This is a genomic window from Ferruginibacter paludis, assembly GCF_030409685.1.
GTDB classification, from domain to species: Bacteria; Bacteroidota; Bacteroidia; order Chitinophagales; family Chitinophagaceae; genus Ferruginibacter; species Ferruginibacter paludis.
Genome location: NZ_JAUFQJ010000001.1, coordinates 94,880 through 111,884, shown reverse-complemented (window position 1 = coordinate 111,884; position 17,005 = coordinate 94,880). Strand labels below are relative to the sequence as shown.

Sequence of the window (17,005 nt, the reverse complement as noted above, 5' to 3'; positions counted from 1 at the left end):
TCTGTATGATAAATTACCAAAATCAACATAGGAGAAAATCCAATTAACTCATCTTCTATTTTCATGTTATTTTTCTATGGGAAACCGTTGTTTTACTAATAAGCTATAGGGTTCTTTACATTTTATGATCAGCTTAACTTAATTCCTTTCAAAATAATGCCTGGCTAAAAAACAATCTATAGCTCTGATTCATCTAATTTTGTTTATAGCACTATAAGAAAAATATTTTTACCTGCCATTTAATAAGAATGAAAAAATACTATCCTCCTGTTCGTACCCTTCACCTATACATCGGCTTATTTGTCAGTCCATTTGTGCTTATCTTCAGTATCAGTGTGCTGGTGTTAAATCACGCAGGTTACCTAAACAGTGTTATGCCTGTAAAACGTTTACCGGTTATTAAAAGCCACCTGGATAAAATCCCCTATGATGCATCTGACCTGCAAACAGCTAAAGCGATTACACAAAAACTGGGAATTAATGGTGAAATAGATTTTATCTCACAAAATGATGATCATATTTCTTTTCCCGTAACCTTGCCGGGAGAAAGAACAAAGATTGAAGTAAATAAACACACCAATGACGTGCTAATTACAAGAGATGAGGAGGGCGTTTTCAGGGCCACCAACTACCTGCATAAAATGCCCGGGCCACACAATACAACAATTCGTGGCAATACCGTATTCATGAAGACCTGGAGGTTGCTGGCTGATATGGTAGTTTACTTACTGCTGTTTCTTTCTGCCAGTGGCATTTTTTTATGGTATTTTCTAAAAGCAGAAAGAAAGTTAGGTTGGCTGGCCATTATATCTGGAGCTATTATTTTTACAGGACTTTTATTATTTATTATCGGATGAGTTACAAAACGCTGATTAAAAAACTTACTTATTCAAACCGCCGCCTGCACATCCATATTGGATTATTTCTGGTGCTGTTTATATGGCTATTTTCATTTTCCGGACTGCTATTAAATCATGGGAACTGGAAGTTTGCCAGCTTTTGGGACGAGAGAAAGGAGAAGAGAACAGAAATAACCGTCAGTATTCCTGCTGGCCTGGATAGCATACAGCTATTGAAAACTATCTTATCTCAGTTGAAAATTGCTGGCGAAGTCAATAATGTAAAGATGACAACGGATAGCGTTGATTTCAGTGTTGCTTATCCGGGGCACGTCAGTAACATTCATGCAGATTTAAAAAAGGGTACTGGTATTCAGAAAGAACTCTCCTACAATGTCTGGGGAAAGCTAAGAACACTTCATACTTTCAACGGTGCCAACAGGGACAATGCGGATGTTGAGCCAAACTGGCTGCTTACCCGGGTCTGGCGATTTTCAATGGATGCAATTGCAGCAGGGCTTATCTTTTTATCTGTCAGCAGTTGGATTATGTGGTATAAAATCAGGCAAAATTATTCATGGGGATACTTAGTTTTAATTGCAGGATTTGTACTTGCCGGCTGGTTTGTTTATTTATTAAAGTTATAAAGTAGTGAGACATCCGAGCATTCTTAATTTATTTTTTCAGGTATTTTTAATTTTAAACCACCAGCTTTACTTACTGAACTCCTCTATAATTTTTTTTCACCAGATGCTGTTTTTTGTTCCTGTGGTGATATTATACCTCTTCCATAAAAATGTAAGGTTATTCCATAATTTTAAGGTGACTGTTTAAGCAAGACCGAAGCACCAGCCCAAAGGATGGTTATACCATGGTATATAATGTTTACTCTTTTGATAGAAACTGCGGTTAAGGTAACATAAGTACAATGGAAAATATTATTTATACTTTAAGAGACTTTTATCCAGTAATAAGCTTCTTTCCATTTTGTTACCATCTTTCCAAAAGGCAAGAACTAAATGACCTGACCGATTGCAGATAAAATATTGTACGCATGTAATGAATATCAGAGATCTTTTTGTTTTACAGAACTGCCTTGTGACTTATAAAACATTCTTTAGCTGCAAACATCTTGTACCGCGAATTGGCATGAGTGTTGACATTTTATAACTTTTAACTTCAAAATCAATTGACATGCTTGACCAAATTTTGGATTTTGTAAAAGAACATATGCATAATAATCCTGAGGTAGCAAGTGTAATTCCAGCTGATCAGCAAGACGAAATTCATCGTGAAATTGCTACCCATATTAATAACGGATTGCAAAATCAAGCTTCTTCGCAGTCAGGATTAGGCGGAGTGCTGTCTACATTGAGCCATATCCTTGGATCAGGAGCGGACATAGCATCTGCAATTGAAGGAGGTCTGGTCAACAGTCTTGCAAGTAAATTTGGATTATCACCGATGATAACCGGAGCCATCGCTGGCACGCTTCCGGGTTTAATAAATAAGTTTGTCCAAAGCAAGAGTAACAGCACGCAGAATAATGTTGTACGAGGGTCTTAATTACTAATGAGTTTTACATCATTGCTCTCTGGTTGAGTGGCAACTGCTATCTTATCCACATACTATTTTAAACTCATAAAATAACGGAGTAGCTATTTTTCACTCCCAAATCAGTTGTACCTATAATATACAAACTTTAAATTCCTTTGTAAATGATAGTTAAGTATATATGTTTTAACCTACGGCGACTGAAGATCAAAAATAAATTATTATCAAGCAAGGGTGTACAACACCAAATTTTGTTAATATTTAAAAAGTTAGCTTTTGACAATAATTACATTTTTCTAACCTATTGGTCATTTGCATTCAACTCCCGTAGCCGTAACTTTACTGCTTTTGGCAGTCTTTTCTTCTTTCTGTTAAACACCTGTTTATTACTAAACCAACATCAGCTATGGTTATTCTTCGCATGCACAACGACTAAAGAAGATCTGTTACCCTTTTATACGACACTGCCTGGTGGCATATCTAAAATACCCAATTTGGGGCATGCCTAGAACCATGGTGTGCAACATTATTAACTTATGCTGCCAGCGGCAAACTAAAAAAGAAGGTTGCACCTTTTCCTTCTTCACTTTCTGCCCAAATAAGTCCTCCGTGTTTGGTAATGATATCTTCAGCAATAAAAAGACCTAAGCCTAAGCCAGGGTAAGTATGCATATTTTTTCCTTCTGCCCGGTAGAACTTATCAAATACTTTATCCAGTTCGCTTCTGGCTATCCCAATCCCAAAATCTTCTACCGCACATACCGCTATCTTATCTTCCTTTTTAAGCCTTATCAATATTCTGGATGCTGCCGGAGAATACTTCACTGCATTTGCTACCAAATTATTAATAACCTGCAATATCCTGTATTGGTCTGCATGTACAAAAATGTCTTCATTAGCTTTTAGCACCAGTTGGTTGGAAGGAGTTGTACGCTGGATATCCTAGATAATTTCTTTTAATGCCTCCGTTAAATTCATGCTGGCTTTGTTGTAAACAAGTCCACCCTCCTGTACCCTTGTTACATCAAGTAAATCTTTAATTAAAACGGTGAGTTTTGTTATCTGTAGTTGCATCTTATCATTCAGGTAAGAGAGTTCTTTATTGCCATCTCCATGCATGGCTGATAGTAATTCCGCATAGCCTTTTAAAGAAGTTACCGGTGTTTTCAGCTCATGGCTGGCAATGCTTAAGAATTCATCTTTTTGCCGGATCAATTTTTCATTCGCCAAATTGGCGGCCTGCAATTGCAGGTTAGATTTTAATAAGCTTTCATTACTTTGTTCCAGCTGTTGTGTACGTTTTGCTATGATTTCTTCCAGCATCGATGGAGATTTCAGCTTAAGTGCATCGGGCACTATCCGATATAGCCCGATAACCGCCATCCATGATACGATTGCAGTTGCAAATAAAACCATTGCAGATACCCTGTAAGCCGGTAGCCAGAATACCAATGCGTCCATGACATGCGTAAGGCCACATGCCAGAATAAAAAGCAGAAATAACCAGAATACTTTTTTAAATGGTAACTTATTCTTTGCTTTCCTGATAAGGTAATAAATGAGAATGGGTATGGAAAAATAGGCCATGGCAATCAAGATGCTGGAGATAATATATAACCAGCCATGGAAGGGAGTCCACCTGCCGCAGTACCACCGGGCCGGCCACTTGACACACTAAACAGTTTGTTAAAAAATTCAGATACCTGGTTTATTAATGGTTTTTTTGGACGCAATTGAAAATGATATTCTAACGACAATAAAATTAAACCAAAAAAATAAGGTAAAAATTATTATGTGACTCCAACTGCAGGCCGGGGCGACGCAAGCGTAGCTTCAAAATGGTACATGCTTGCGTTGGAGGACGATACAGTCATAAAAAACCAAAAAATTTGGAACTATTTTAAGAAGTTTGTATCAGGCGAAAGAAAGCCTGTGACGATGTTCAACGATTGCTTATTTTATTTTCTTCCGATAGCCGCTGCCATTCAAAAATTTACACCAGATCGTAAAAAAACTCCTCAACTTAGTTAAGGAGCTTTACCGGCAAGCAAGGCTGCAATTGTAACCTCAAATCCTTGGCGAGGCTGCTACAATCTCTTCGCCCACCTCATTTTTATATTTTTCAAAATTGGCAATGAACAGAGCGGCAAGTTCTTTTGCCTTTGCATCATAGTTTGCTTTATTGACCCAGGTATTTTTAGGGTTTAAGATTTCCGCAGGTACACCTGCACAGCTTACAGGCATCAGTACACCAAATACTGGATGTTCTATAAATTCAATCGCCGATAATGTCTCATTCAGTACAGCGGCGATCATCGCCCTTGTATAATTCAATGGGATTCTTTTGCCAATTCCATAAGGCCCCCCGCTCCAACCGGTATTGACCATCCAGACATTCACCTTGTTTTCTTTCATTTTTTTGCCCAGCATGCCCGCATATCTGCCAGGGTGCAAAGGCAGGAAGGGAGCACCAAAACAAGCGCTGAATGTAGCTTTGGGTTCTGTAATACCTGCTTCTGTACCTGCGATTTTTGCCGTATAACCGCTGATGAACTGGTACATGGCCTGTCCTGCAGTAAGCTTACTGATGGGTGGCAGGATGCCATAGGAATCGCATGTAAGAAAGAAAATATTTTTAGGAATACCTCCGACGGATATCTCCAATGCATTGCTGATAAAATGCAAGGGGTAACTTACCCTTGTATTTTGTGTTATCTTTTTACTTGCAAAATCTATCCTGTTAGTGCCCTCTATAAAAGTGACATTTTCTACCATTGCCCCCGGCCTGATCGCACGGAAAATTTCCGGTTCATTTGCTGCATTCAAATCAATTGTTTTTGCATAACAACCGCCTTCAAAATTAAATACGGTATCACCCGTCCATCCATGCTCATCATCACCAATCAGGTAGCGGTCCGGATCGGCACTCAACGTTGTTTTACCAGTACCGCTTAATCCAAAAAATATTGCCGTGTTACCATCATTGCCTGCATTGGCTGCACAGTGCATACTTAGCACGTCACTATCCTTCGGCAATAAGTAATTCAACACGGAAAAAATACCTTTTTTTATCTCGCCGGTATACCCTGATCCACCAATTAAGATTATTTTTTGAGAAAAATTTACTATGGTAAAATTGGAGCGGGGCACACCATCCGTCAAAGGATCAGCTTTAAAACAGGGTGCATGAATGACATGCCAGTCTGGTGTAAAGTTTTCCAGTGATGTTTCACCGGGTCTTAAAAACATATTGTATGCAAAAAGATTGCTCCAGGGATTCTCATTTATCACACGGATGTTAACCCTGAAGGCTGGATGAGCACAGGCATAGCAATCCCTTATCCATATTTCTTTACCTGCCAGCCAGGTGACCATCTTAGCATGCAACTGATTAAAATATTTTGCTTCAATCGCGTTGTTAAAATGGTTCCAGTCTATTGTACCAGCTGTCAATTCATCTTTAACGATAAATTTATCATCAGGGCTACGACCAGTAAATTCACCAGTTGAAATTACCAATGCGCCGGTATCATTCAACACCCCTTCGCCCCGCTGTACCGTTTGCCGGGATAATGTTTCGGGGGGTAACTGGTAGTAAACGGGCTGGTTAAAAGGAAAACCCATACTGGTTAAAATACTTTCCGGCATGGCCGGTTTTGTTTTAAAGGACATCACATGAAGGCTTTTGTTAACAATCGTTATTTATATAATGAAGGTAGCAGGTGTTTTTTTTATTGCAGTTGGCAAAACCGGTTTGAAATCGTGTATTTAATTATTTTATTGCGCCTGTTGCGAGGAATTAATTCAGTGCATTCGTTGACATTTTGAACAGGATTTAACAAAGTGCGACAATGATTGAAAGAACTGTATTTTTTTATTTTTTATCGTGTAAGGCGTACGCAGCTGAAATAATTTGACTGCTTTTATTCAGGTACTTTAGCACCAGATTTAAAATAACGTGTCGTGATGCCGATCAACAGAAAAATACAAACGCTGGATGAATTTACCATTCAGCAACTGCGCAATTTCCCCCATGCAACCGGCGAACTTTCCGGGTTATTAAGGGGCATTGGCCTTGCGGCCAAAAGGGTAAATGGAGAAGTGAACAAAGCCGGCCTGGTGGATATTTTAGGAGATGCGGGTGTGGTAAACATACAGGGCGAGGCAGTAAAAAAGCTGGATGTATTTGCCAACGATCAGTTTGCAGGCGTCCTGCGGCATGGGATCAGCTGTGCAGGGATTGCCAGTGAAGAGCTGGACGAGATACTGGTATTTGACGATGCGATCAGTAACAACAGTAAATATGTGTGCCTGTTTGATCCGCTGGACGGCAGCAGTAATATAGATGTGAATATAGCCGTTGGCACTATCTTCACCGTATTGCCGAGGATAACACCCAAAGGTACACCCGTGACTGCAGCAGATTTTTTACAACCGGGCATCAAACAGATAGCAGCCGGGTATGTTATTTATGGGTCTTCTACCATTTTAGTATATGCCACCCGCAGGGGTGTAAATGGTTTTACCCTTGATCCTTCCATTGGAGAATTTACCCTGAGCCACCCTGATATACAATGCCCGCCGGCAGGAAAAATATATGCTGTCAACCACGGTAATTGCTTTCAGTTTCAGCCAGGGGTGCAGCAATATATTACTGCCTGTCAGCAAAAAGATGACACCACGGGTGGCCCCTACACACAGCGTTATACCGGCAGCATGGTAAGTGATATGCACCGTAATTTAATTAAGGGCGGCATTTTCATGTATCCTGCCATTGCTAACAGGCCGGAAGGAAAATTGAGGTTGTTGTATGAGTGCAATCCGTTTGCATTTATTACCGAGATAGCCGGAGGTAAAGCAACAGATGGCAAAAGCCGGATACTGGAAATTCAACCAACAGCAATACATCAACGTACACCGTTTTTTGCAGGCAGTACCCTGATGATGGAAGAGTTGGACAAGTATATTAAAGCAGACTGAAAGTGACTGTATAAAATCTTTACCTGTTCACCCGTACCAATGCATTCCGGGAATTAAATACCGGTCTGGCATATACGATAACGTCACCCCTTGCCTTTCTACAATCAGTGTTGTTTTATATCGGGCCATTCACCGTGCACACAATCTGGCCACTCCTTAGGGAACCGTACCATTGCAAGCGTTTTTTACCACATTTTTTTCTTCTTTATAGCAGCTGAATACCATACAAATGAAATGGCCCTGCCAATAGGCATTAAAAAATATTCCCGAATGATAAACCCTAAAACCCAGTGCTGCGATAGATTTGAAAAATAATATTAAAAAAATGAAGTAATAAACGGTCTATCTGGTTGACGCAAGATTTCATCATTGTCTTGTGGCTTCTTGCAACGTACAGAAATTATATCCATTTAAATTAACTTTTCCATGAACTACGTAATCGAAAGGTTTGATCAACTCATTGCCGCACTAGCATCCCCTGATAAGAGGATGCCTTCCATAAAAAAGAAATCGGACGACGAACTTGCGGCAGAATGCAGGGCAGAAAAAGAAAGAATACGAATGCAAATTATGGCGGAAGTATTTACTTGCCGGGATGAAAAAGCGCTGGCGCTGATCATAGAAAAATATCAGTCAACTTTTATAAGAATGATTGATCAACTTTACCCAGGCCCGCAAGCCAATGCAAAACATGATGACCATGCTTTTTTGATTGAAGCATTGCATAGCTGTCTCAATGAACTACTCTGTTTCATACAGGTACATTTTGCTAAATATTTCAACCATTTTCAGAAATTACCTTTAACAAACATGGAAGGCATTAAAACAGAACTAAAGCCGGAACTCGACAGATTTATTACAGCTGTTCAGGTAAGAGCGGCGAATGAAAAGCTGATCCGGCTTATTGTACAACCGGTGGAGCAATTTATTTCAGGCAATACGATTACGTATGCGCTATCACAATACATGAAAGGGATAATAGATGAATTGCTGACAATCGATTTGACCTTACCAGCCGATGCTGTGACCGCTGCATTAAAGAAGATTTTAATTAGCTTCAACTTTAATTCTCCGGATGTCACAACTTATTTAATTAATGAACTTGATTTGCTCATAACCGCTGAAGAAAGCATACAGGGCAAACTAAGGATTTTAAAATACAAGTTGAAAGAGATGAACCAGGTAATTGTAAAACCTGACTATGAACTGCATAGCAATTATCCTGGTCTGAAAGACCAGCTAATTTACTGGTTAAATGAAGAGTTTTCTTTCTATCAAACCGAGCAGGCTGCATTGATTGCAACGCCTGACTCCAACATAAACGATGGAAAAATACATACTTCATTATCGGTAGCAAAACTGGCATTGATAATAAAACTCTTGGTTGCTGATAAAATCATCATCAACAGAACGGTGGCTCCTATGCTCAGGGTAGCGGCCAAAACTTTTACTACGCTTCAGAAAGAGGATATTTCTTTTGGGAGTTTGGAAACTAAATATCATGCGCCGGATAAATCAACAACCAGTAACGTAAGAGATATGCTTTTCAAATGGATAAACATTGTCAATAAACTGTAAACTGCAGGTTAAGCAACAACAGCCTGAGTGCTGTACGGAATTGCCAACGCCGCAGACTGCCACTAACCATTTTACCATAAATTTAAATTAAGTGCAGCTTTCATCAGGCCGGCTGTATTTTTCACCCGTAATTTAAGAATCAAATGTTGCCGGTGGCTGTCAACCGTTCTCTTGGCAACAGATAATTGATGTGCAATCTCATCATTGGTCATTTCAAGAGCAATAAGCCGCAACACTTCCCGCTCACGGCGGGTCAGCTGCTGACCCGCCTGCCAGATCCTGGCATTCTGATCGTCTGTAAAATGAATTAATTTTACCGCTACTTCACTGCAGTAGTAAAGTCCACCGGCAAGAATCGTTTTAACCGCACGCAGCATTTCCGCAGGCTCGATATTTTTTAGTACATAGCCCCGGGCGCCGGCATCCATCATGCTTTGAATGTAGGACAGTTCATCATAGTTACTCAGGGCAAGAATTTTCATGTCCGGTTTAAATCGCAATATCCGGTAAATGATGTCTGCCCCGGACATACCTGGCATCTGATAATCGAGTATCAGCAAATCAAAACGTTGCCGGTTCACTTTCGCAATGGCATCTGCACCATTGTCCGCTTCCTGTACTTTAAACAAAAGGGCATTGTTTAAAGATGCCAGCATTACCTTTAAACCGTCCCTGACCATTTTGTGATCATCAACAATTAAAACCTGTACAAGCGGTTTATTTTTATTGGTTGTTGCAGTCATAGCTGTTTGGTTAACGGAATGCTGATTTTAAAACAAGTGCCTTTGCCAATATTGCTTATCATATTTAATTCGCCCTTGTGCGATCTTATCCTGGATTGAACATTTTGAAGCCCCATGCCGCCGCTGGATTGATGGATGTTAAATCCTTTACCATTGTCTTCCAGCAATATTTTCAATATGCCGTTCAGGTAACTAAACCGGATGGAAATTTTATTGGCGCTTCCATGATTGATGGCATTGGTGATAAATTCCTGAATGACCCGGTACAAATCAACAGCCAGCTCCCTGGACAGTTCCGGCAAAGGGCTGGTTTGTGCGATGATAAATTTTGCTTTTTTCTGATACAGAAAATGATTGCAAAACTCTTTCACTGCCTGCAGCAAGCCAAATTCCTCCAGTGTCTTTGGCATCAGGTTGAAACAAATATTTCTCATGTCCGTGATCACCGTGGTAAGGGCATCATTTGATTTGAGCAGGATGTTTTTTTCCCGCGCACTTTTTACCGACTTGACGATGGAAGCAATGTAAAATTTAATGGCAGACAGTTGCTGGGTGAGGCTGTCATGCAGGTCTTTTGCAAGCCTGCGTCTTTCTGTTTCCTGTGTATCAATGATGGCCCTGATGACCAGGGCCTCCGCTTTTTTCTGATAGGTTATATCGCACGCTGTTAACAGGATAACCGGCTGCTGCTGATGTACCTCTTTAAAGTACGTTGCAGAAATACTGACAGGAATAGCCGCACCTTCGCTGGAATGTAAAACGCTGCTGTCAGCTATCAGCGTATGGCCCTTTTTTAATTCCCGGATGATGCTCCGGAGAAAAGACCCGGTGCCGCGGTGCAGGTCGTTGATCGATTTACCAATCAGCTGCCCCGTTTTATATTGTAACTGCGCTTCAGCAGACGTATTCGCATCTGCGATAACGCCCTTGTTGTTTAAAATAAAAACCATGTCCGATACCGAATTAAAAATATTGGTAAAATAGTCGCGGGAAATGGTTACAGCTTTTAACTCTTCTCCAAGCATATTAATGCCGTTGATGATGGCATCCACTTCATCCAGGCGGGGAGACAGCGGTATATTGTTATCAAATTTTCCTGCGGAATATTCGCTTAACCTGGTACTGATTTCTTTGAGACGCTTATCCATGAAAAGGATTTGTGTTTTAAACAATGAATTTTTGTAACCACTTTTCGGCACGGGAAACATCAGCGAACTGCTTTACAGGTATTTTGGTTTTGGTAACCGAGAGAAAAAAATTACCCAGGAAATTGCTGAACTCTGTATGAACAATGATGGCGCAGGCCGAGAGCCCCTGTATACCTTCATCAGAAGAAAAATATTCCCTCGCCGGTTTATCTATACTCACTACACCTCCGCTAAGAATGAGGGAGGGTACTTTTCTTCCGCCGGTGAAAGACAAACGGGTACGGACAATTTGCTTTGCAACAGCCAGATCAATATGCAGATCCTTCTTATAAGTCCCTACCAGGATATTGTCTTTCATGCAGAGGTGTACATAGGGTGTATCGAGCTCCATTCCTTAAAGTTAACAGCATTATTTCAAAAAAAAAATCCGTCTTTATACCTACGCAAATGCTATATCAGGCAAATAAAAAAATCAGTATTTCATGGGTTATTTATGAGGATCAAAAATTTCAAGTTTGATGAAATTTTTTCTTCATCAAAAAATGAAACAATCTATGAGCAAGCACCATTCATTTTACACCACTGTTGACCAGATAGTAAGCTATGGGGTTGAAAAAGGTATTTTACACCTGTACACCGGCAATGAGCCATTTAACGGCATCCGCATTCTGCTGAACGGAAAACCGGTTTTAAATTTCGGTTCCTGCAGCTATCTCGGACTGGAATTTGATCCGAGAATAAAAGAGGGGGCGAAAAAAGCCATTGATAACTATGGAACCCAGTTTTCTGAATCCCGTGCCTATGTTTCCCTGGGATTGTACAAAGAGCTGCAGACATTGCTGGAGCACATTTTTGATGCATGGTGTGTCATAACCCCCACTACCACGCTGGGACATATCGCCGCTATACCCGTACTGATTGAAGATACGGATGCAGTCATTCTTGATCAGCAGGTACACAATTCCGTACAAACAGCCGTACAGCTGGTCAAAGCCAGAGGAGTTCATATTGAGCTCCTGCGGCATAACCGCATGGATTTACTGGAAGAACGGATTGCTGTGCTTCGCGGAAAACACAAGAAAATCTGGTACATGGCTGATGGCATTTATTCAATGTTTGGCGATAGCAGCCCGGTAGACGAAATATATGCTTTACTGGACCGGTATCCGGAATTGCGGTACTATGCCGATGATGCCCACGGCATGAGTATACATGGAAAAAACGGCAGGGGGTTTTTGCTGAGCAGGCATAACATACATCCCCGGATGGTAATGGCAACTTCGTTAAACAAAGCCTTTGCCTGCGGCGGCGGCGTATTGGTATTTGCTGATAAAGAATTGGCCAGAAAAGTAGGCACCGTGGGAGGCCCGCTGCTTAGTTCAGGCCCAATGCAACCGGCAGCCTTGGGGGCTGCTGTTGCTTCAGCCAGGATACACCTGAGCACGGAGATCTCTGCTATACAGGCACAACTGCGGGATAATATCCAGTTTGCAAGAATGATGCTCGAAAAATACAATTTACCGGTAATATCAGAAGCCGGCGCTGCCATATTTTTTGTAGGGGTAAGCCTGCCCAAACTGGGCCATAACCTGGTTAAAAAAATGCTGGATGCCGGATTTTACGTAAACCTTGGTATTTTTCCAACTGTACCCATGAAACAAACCGGTATCCGTTTTACCATTACACGGCTCCATACATTTGCTGATATTGAAAAAATGATCGCCACCCTGGCAAGTCTGTTTCCCATTGCCATGCAGGAAGAAAATAGCCGGCTTTCTGAAATTTACAAAGCCTTTAAAGTGCCTGTGCCCGAGGAGATGCAGTTAAACAAATCCGTTGCAAGTGTTATCCGGCAAACACTGGATCTTCAGCTGCAGCATTATACGAGCATACAGGATGTTCCTAAAAGCGAATGGAACAGGATGTTTGAGGGCCGGGGAACTTTTGACTGGGAGGGTCTCAACCTGCTGGAAACCGCTTTTACAGAGAATGAATTACCGGAGGACAACTGGGAGTTTGACTATCTGCTGGTGAAAGATCTTCAGGGAAATGTAGTAACAGCTACTTTTTTAACAACAGCCTTGTGCAAAGACGACATGCTCTCACCCCGGGAAGTATCCGGAAAAATCGAGCTGCAAAGAAAAACAAACCACTATTACCTGACAGGCAAAATCATCTGCAGCGGCTCCCTGCTCACTGAAGGGCAGCATCTTTTTATCAATAAAAATGCCCCCTTATGGAAAGATGCCCTTCAGCTTATTTTCGAAAAAATATATTCTTTGCAGGAGCTTCACCAGGCCAGTCAAATTGTTTTCAGAGATTTCCAGGACACAGATAGGGATTTTGATAACCTGATGGTGGACAATGGCTTTTTTAAAATCAATATGCCTGATTGCCACTCAATAGAGTCTCTTCACTGGAACACCCCGCAGGAATTTTACAACTCACTTTCCGCAAACGGACGCAATCATTTGCGGAAAAAAGTATTGCGCCATGCGGGTCATTTTAAGGTGGAAGTCATTCATATCTCAGATTGGGAAGAGGAAATTGACCACTGGTACCAGCTCTACCTGAATGTGCAGCAAAAAAGCCTGGAGCTGAATACATTTCCTTTACCCCTTAAATTATTTAAGCAACTGGCAAAGAACGAACACTGGGAAATGCTGCAGCTTACATTAAACAATGGAACTGTTGCAGCTGACAAACCCTGCTGCGTTGTTTTCAGTTGCCTGGCAAAAGAGAGTTATATCCCGATGATCATCGGCCTGGATTATACCCGCAATGAACGCTTTGGCATTTACCGGCAGGCTTTGTACCAGGTGGTACTGAGGGCAAAAAAACTGGACAAGCAGCGTCTCCTGCTGGGATTTTCGGCTTCTGTTGAAAAACAGAAACTGGGGGCAAAACCTGCTGCCACGTTCGCTTATGTGCATTTAAAAGACAGCTATCCGGCGGCGGTGCTGGCTGCAGTTTCGGTGCAGGGGAATGGTTAACATAAAGTGGTGGCAAACGTCTCTTATGTCCTGACATTCTAATTGTCTTGGGTGTTATTGCAAATATGTTTATCGCATGAAAATAACGAGAGGAGAATATTGCCGGTTCTCTTTACAGGGACGGGTGCAGTTATTGTGCTGCTGCGGCAGATATGTTTGTTCTGCCGCCATCGAAAATAAATACCTGATTGTATATAAGCTGCCTGACTTTTATGTTGAGGTGCTGACAGACCTTCACAATCATACTATTGTCCACGCCCGTCCGGTTTTGTCCCTGCAACTGATTGCTTTTTACAAAAAGATTTCCTTTTGATGAAACGGCTGTTATTTACGCTACACTTTCAAATATCCTTTTGAAAAAAAACCCAGAAATGCTTAGCCATCGTTTTAAAATCAGTTTTTAGGATATGTATGCTTAGAAAGGAATGCCTGCATTGAGGGTGTTCTCCAAAATAGCAAACACAAAAATTAGCCAACTTAAATTACTTTTTATGAAAACAGTTGCTTCTATCCATGCTCCTGAAAAACACCCGCCTTCTGTCATTAAAGCCGTGTATCAGGCTAGGGATCTGATGACAGCTGACATCAGTTTTCACCTGGCATTAAAAAGCCTGGCAAGGCAGGCCGGTACCAACGAATATACACTTAAGAAGGGGTTTAAAGCAATTTTTAAAACCTCGGTATACCAGTATCTGCTAAGCATAAGAATGGAACGTGCGCTGAAACTGATTACGGAAACAAATCACAAAGAAGCTTCCATAGCAGAGCAATGCGGTTATGAAACGCTCTCCGGCTTCGTTACCTCTTTCCACAAATATTATGGCCAAAAACCGGGTGATATCCGAAAAAATGCACAATAACATTAAATGGAAAAGCCACTTCATATCATGCTGCAACACGAAGACCAGGCTGGGAGGCAGCAGAAAACGCAGGTGGCCGGCAACTACCTCTACCGAATTCCTTTTGCCAATGCCGCTGTATGTGAAGGCACTGCCGGCAGCCTGCTTTCACAGGCTTTCAACGGCGCGGATTACTGGATCGAACTCCTCTCCTTTTTCCTGTACGATAGCGATGCCGCTTTTTTACAGGCGCCAGCAGCTTTGGCGGGATTTGTATTTTTACTGCAGGGCAATCCCGGTGAACAAAGTTTGGCAGGCAAAATGACCAATGCCCTTGCAGGAACCTATTCGGCTTTTTATCTGCCCGCGGGACAATATCCGCTGACATGGCCCGCCGGAGAATATCACCTGCTATGCCTGCTCCCTCCCCCCGCATATTTAAACAGCATGGCACTTGAACATCCGGATGTACAGGCAGTTTTACACCTGCTGGCAACAAATGCTTTGAATGGCTTTGTCAGCGAACCATTTTATTTTCCGAAGGCAGTATTGCGCATCATTAAAAGTATGGAAAGATGCACCAAACAGGGCGCTGCGCTTGACCTGGTGCTGCGCAGTTACATCCTCAAACTACTGTCTTTTTACAATCAGCAATTAAAAGACAGGGCATTGCACCCGCATTTTCAAACCCACGAGCAAACAGCCTTCGCTGTAAGGGAATATATCCTGGCCAATACAGGCACTGGCAGCCCGGGCAGACTAAAAGAAATCACCCGGCTCTTTCCCATCACGCCCAAAACCCTTACGCGGGAGTTTAAAAAATTATTCGGCAAAACGGTGCCGGAATTTATCCGCGATGAGCGCCTTGACCTGGCCCACCGCTTGCTATCCCTGCAAAACAAACAGGTACAGGAAGTGGCCCTTGCCGTCGGTTACGATTACTTTTCCCACTTCAGCAGGGAGTTCAAAAAAAAGTTCGGATACCCGCCGGGAGCAGTATTAAAGCAACACGGAGAGGGCGACTTGCCCTCTGTAAATCCTCCTGCTGGCCCGGCGCTGAATGAAACAACCTGCCCCCGTTGAAAGTGTGCTGCCCTTGCTGAAAGTTAAATAACAAAGTCTCAAAATGGCGTTTTATTTCCCTGCGGCATGTGCAACCTTTACAGTAACAAAATGAAGCGGCAAAAGGGATTTGTAACAGGATAATATCCGCGGCCTTCATGAGGCAGTGACCGTTGATTAAAATCCGCAGTACAGAACAGGGCTTTTTCTCAAATACAATTTCAAAAACTATTATGGCGCTACCATAGGCTCATCACAGGCCAGGCAGAATGCTGCCCGGGCGTAACAGGAGACAGCCTGCAACTGACCATTTATACCATTCCATCATGGCAAACAATCATACGTATACCAGGAAAAAAGTGCCTTCGAAAACAGTGCTAAGGGCAGCGGATGCCATCAGTGCTGCCCTGCTGCTGTTGTTATTGTATGCAGCAATCAGCAAACTGGCTGATCATGCAGGCTTTACATCTTTATTGGGCAGGTCGCCCCTCCTGCATCCGTTTGCCGGCATCCTTGCCTGGCTGTTGCCTGGCACCGAACTCGCTATTGCAGCGCTGCTGTTTTTTACGCACACCCGGTTAACAGGTTTATATGCAGCCCTCCTGCTGCTCAGCAGCTTTACAGTATACCTGGGGTATGTACTGCTTTTTTCATCCGATATTCCCTGCAGTTGCGGCGGCGTACTTAAACAGTTAAGCTGGCCGCAGCACATTGTTTTTAACCTGTTTTTTATCCTGCTCTCCGTTATTGGCATCGTGTTGTACCGGAAGCACCGGGAAGCCATACCACCCACCCCACCCTAATTCCGCAAGGAATTAAACAGCAAAACGCAGGAGACTGACCCTGACAGCGTCGGGGAAAGCAGCCGGATGAAAGAACGGTCCATCCTATTTTTTATGCTTAAATAATCTTTTATGAAACGTTATTTTTTTGGCCTCCTGGCCATTGTAGCTGCCATTGGTGCAGCAGCATTCACCACACCGAAAGTTGCCACCAATAAATTGGCAGATTCTTATTTCGAGTTTGACTATGCCCACTATAGTCCCACGGTAGCCAATGTGGAAGATGAATCCAAGTGGATCAATGTTACCGACCTGGGTACCTGTAACAACAGTGCAGTAAAAGCCTGCCGGATAGAGGTCGCAAGCACGTATGTAAGCGGCTCCACTTTATTGTCAACTGCGGCAATACAGGCTACTACCTCCTCTCCCAATGTGGCCTATGTAACATCCGGTAATATTGTTACCATCCGGAATAAAAATTAATCAT

General features: G+C 42.2%; 18 protein-coding genes. 12 read left to right on the top strand and 6 right to left on the bottom strand.

Translation table 11 applies throughout. From position 1 onward, the window contains the following. The first annotated feature begins 248 nt into the window (after positions 1-248). The 3 genes from QWZ08_RS00485 (at position 249) to QWZ08_RS00475 (ending at position 2,405) form a co-directional block, all read left to right on the top strand. Positions 249-857 (top strand): PepSY-associated TM helix domain-containing protein, encoded by a 609-nt coding sequence (locus QWZ08_RS00485; protein ID WP_290335189.1) that lies wholly within the window; start codon positions 249-251, stop codon positions 855-857. Further along, on the top strand, positions 854-1,486 hold the full coding sequence (locus QWZ08_RS00480) for a hypothetical protein (RefSeq protein ID WP_290335188.1): 633 nt from the start codon (positions 854-856) through the stop codon (positions 1,484-1,486). The genes QWZ08_RS00485 and QWZ08_RS00480 overlap by 4 nt, the downstream gene beginning before the upstream one ends. A gap of 547 nt (positions 1,487-2,033) precedes the next feature. Then, a complete protein-coding gene (locus tag QWZ08_RS00475) occupies positions 2,034-2,405 on the top strand; it encodes a hypothetical protein (protein WP_290335187.1) in 372 nt (123 codons plus the stop codon). Between the two features lie 522 nt (positions 2,406-2,927). Here QWZ08_RS00475 and QWZ08_RS00470 read toward each other — a convergent pair. Further along, on the bottom strand, positions 2,928-3,302 hold the full coding sequence (locus QWZ08_RS00470; RefSeq protein ID WP_290335186.1) for a sensor histidine kinase: 375 nt from the start codon (positions 3,300-3,302) through the stop codon (positions 2,928-2,930). 33 nt (positions 3,303-3,335) lie between these two features. After that, positions 3,336-4,001 (bottom strand): sensor histidine kinase, encoded by a 666-nt coding sequence (locus QWZ08_RS00465; protein ID WP_494337709.1) that lies wholly within the window; start codon positions 3,999-4,001, stop codon positions 3,336-3,338. Positions 4,002-4,187: 186 nt separating this feature from the next. Here QWZ08_RS00465 and QWZ08_RS00460 point away from each other — a divergent pair, with 186 nt between their 5' ends. Beyond that, on the top strand, positions 4,188-4,424 hold the full coding sequence (locus QWZ08_RS00460) for a hypothetical protein (RefSeq protein WP_290335183.1): 237 nt from the start codon (positions 4,188-4,190) through the stop codon (positions 4,422-4,424). Positions 4,425-4,460: 36 nt separating this feature from the next. Here QWZ08_RS00460 and pckA read toward each other — a convergent pair whose 3' ends face one another. Continuing rightward, complete coding sequence (gene pckA, locus QWZ08_RS00455) at positions 4,461-6,041, bottom strand: phosphoenolpyruvate carboxykinase (ATP) (RefSeq protein WP_290335182.1); 1,581 nt, start codon at positions 6,039-6,041, stop codon at positions 4,461-4,463. Between the two features lie 318 nt (positions 6,042-6,359). Here pckA and fbp point away from each other — a divergent pair, with 318 nt between their 5' ends. Together fbp and QWZ08_RS00445 are read left to right on the top strand one after the other, a co-directional pair. Next, a complete protein-coding gene (gene fbp / locus QWZ08_RS00450; RefSeq protein ID WP_290335512.1) occupies positions 6,360-7,373 on the top strand; it encodes a class 1 fructose-bisphosphatase in 1,014 nt (337 codons plus the stop codon). A 426-nt stretch (positions 7,374-7,799) separates the two neighbouring features. Further along, entirely contained in the window at positions 7,800-8,951 is a 1,152-nt protein-coding gene (locus QWZ08_RS00445; protein ID WP_290335181.1) for a hypothetical protein, read from the top strand. A gap of 71 nt (positions 8,952-9,022) precedes the next feature. Here the strand turns inward: QWZ08_RS00445 and QWZ08_RS00440 are convergent, their stop codons facing one another. Genes QWZ08_RS00440 through QWZ08_RS00430 form a run of 3 tightly spaced genes read right to left on the bottom strand, consistent with a single transcriptional unit; the run spans position 9,023 to position 11,233 of the window. Then, positions 9,023-9,694, bottom strand: a complete 672-nt coding sequence (locus QWZ08_RS00440; protein WP_290335180.1) for a response regulator — start codon at positions 9,692-9,694, stop codon at positions 9,023-9,025. Further along, entirely contained in the window at positions 9,691-10,842 is a 1,152-nt protein-coding gene (locus tag QWZ08_RS00435) for a PAS domain-containing sensor histidine kinase (RefSeq protein WP_290335179.1), read from the bottom strand. The genes QWZ08_RS00440 and QWZ08_RS00435 overlap by 4 nt, the downstream gene beginning before the upstream one ends. A gap of 16 nt (positions 10,843-10,858) precedes the next feature. Beyond that, positions 10,859-11,233, bottom strand: coding sequence for a DUF7793 family protein (locus QWZ08_RS00430; protein WP_290335178.1), 375 nt, complete (start codon positions 11,231-11,233; stop codon positions 10,859-10,861). Between the two features lie 151 nt (positions 11,234-11,384). Between QWZ08_RS00430 and QWZ08_RS00425 the strand changes: the two genes are divergently transcribed. The 6 genes from QWZ08_RS00425 (at position 11,385) to QWZ08_RS00400 (ending at position 17,001) form a co-directional block, all read left to right on the top strand. After that, a complete protein-coding gene (locus QWZ08_RS00425) occupies positions 11,385-13,835 on the top strand; it encodes an aminotransferase class I/II-fold pyridoxal phosphate-dependent enzyme (RefSeq protein WP_290335177.1) in 2,451 nt (816 codons plus the stop codon). Positions 13,836-13,911: 76 nt separating this feature from the next. Next, positions 13,912-14,148: a hypothetical protein gene (locus QWZ08_RS00420; protein WP_290335176.1), complete on the top strand. Its 237-nt coding sequence runs from the start codon at positions 13,912-13,914 to the stop codon at positions 14,146-14,148. 178 nt (positions 14,149-14,326) lie between these two features. Continuing rightward, the gene (locus QWZ08_RS00415; RefSeq protein ID WP_290335175.1) at positions 14,327-14,695 is read left to right on the top strand and encodes a helix-turn-helix transcriptional regulator; all 369 of its coding nucleotides are present in this window, start codon (positions 14,327-14,329) and stop codon (positions 14,693-14,695) included. Positions 14,696-14,701: 6 nt separating this feature from the next. Beyond that, positions 14,702-15,757 (top strand): helix-turn-helix transcriptional regulator, encoded by a 1,056-nt coding sequence (locus tag QWZ08_RS00410; protein ID WP_290335174.1) that lies wholly within the window; start codon positions 14,702-14,704, stop codon positions 15,755-15,757. Between the two features lie 305 nt (positions 15,758-16,062). Next, positions 16,063-16,539, top strand: coding sequence for a MauE/DoxX family redox-associated membrane protein (locus QWZ08_RS00405; protein ID WP_290335173.1), 477 nt, complete (start codon positions 16,063-16,065; stop codon positions 16,537-16,539). Positions 16,540-16,650: 111 nt separating this feature from the next. Next, positions 16,651-17,001, top strand: a complete 351-nt coding sequence (locus tag QWZ08_RS00400; protein WP_290335172.1) for a hypothetical protein — start codon at positions 16,651-16,653, stop codon at positions 16,999-17,001. The last annotated feature ends 4 nt before the right edge of the window (positions 17,002-17,005 follow it).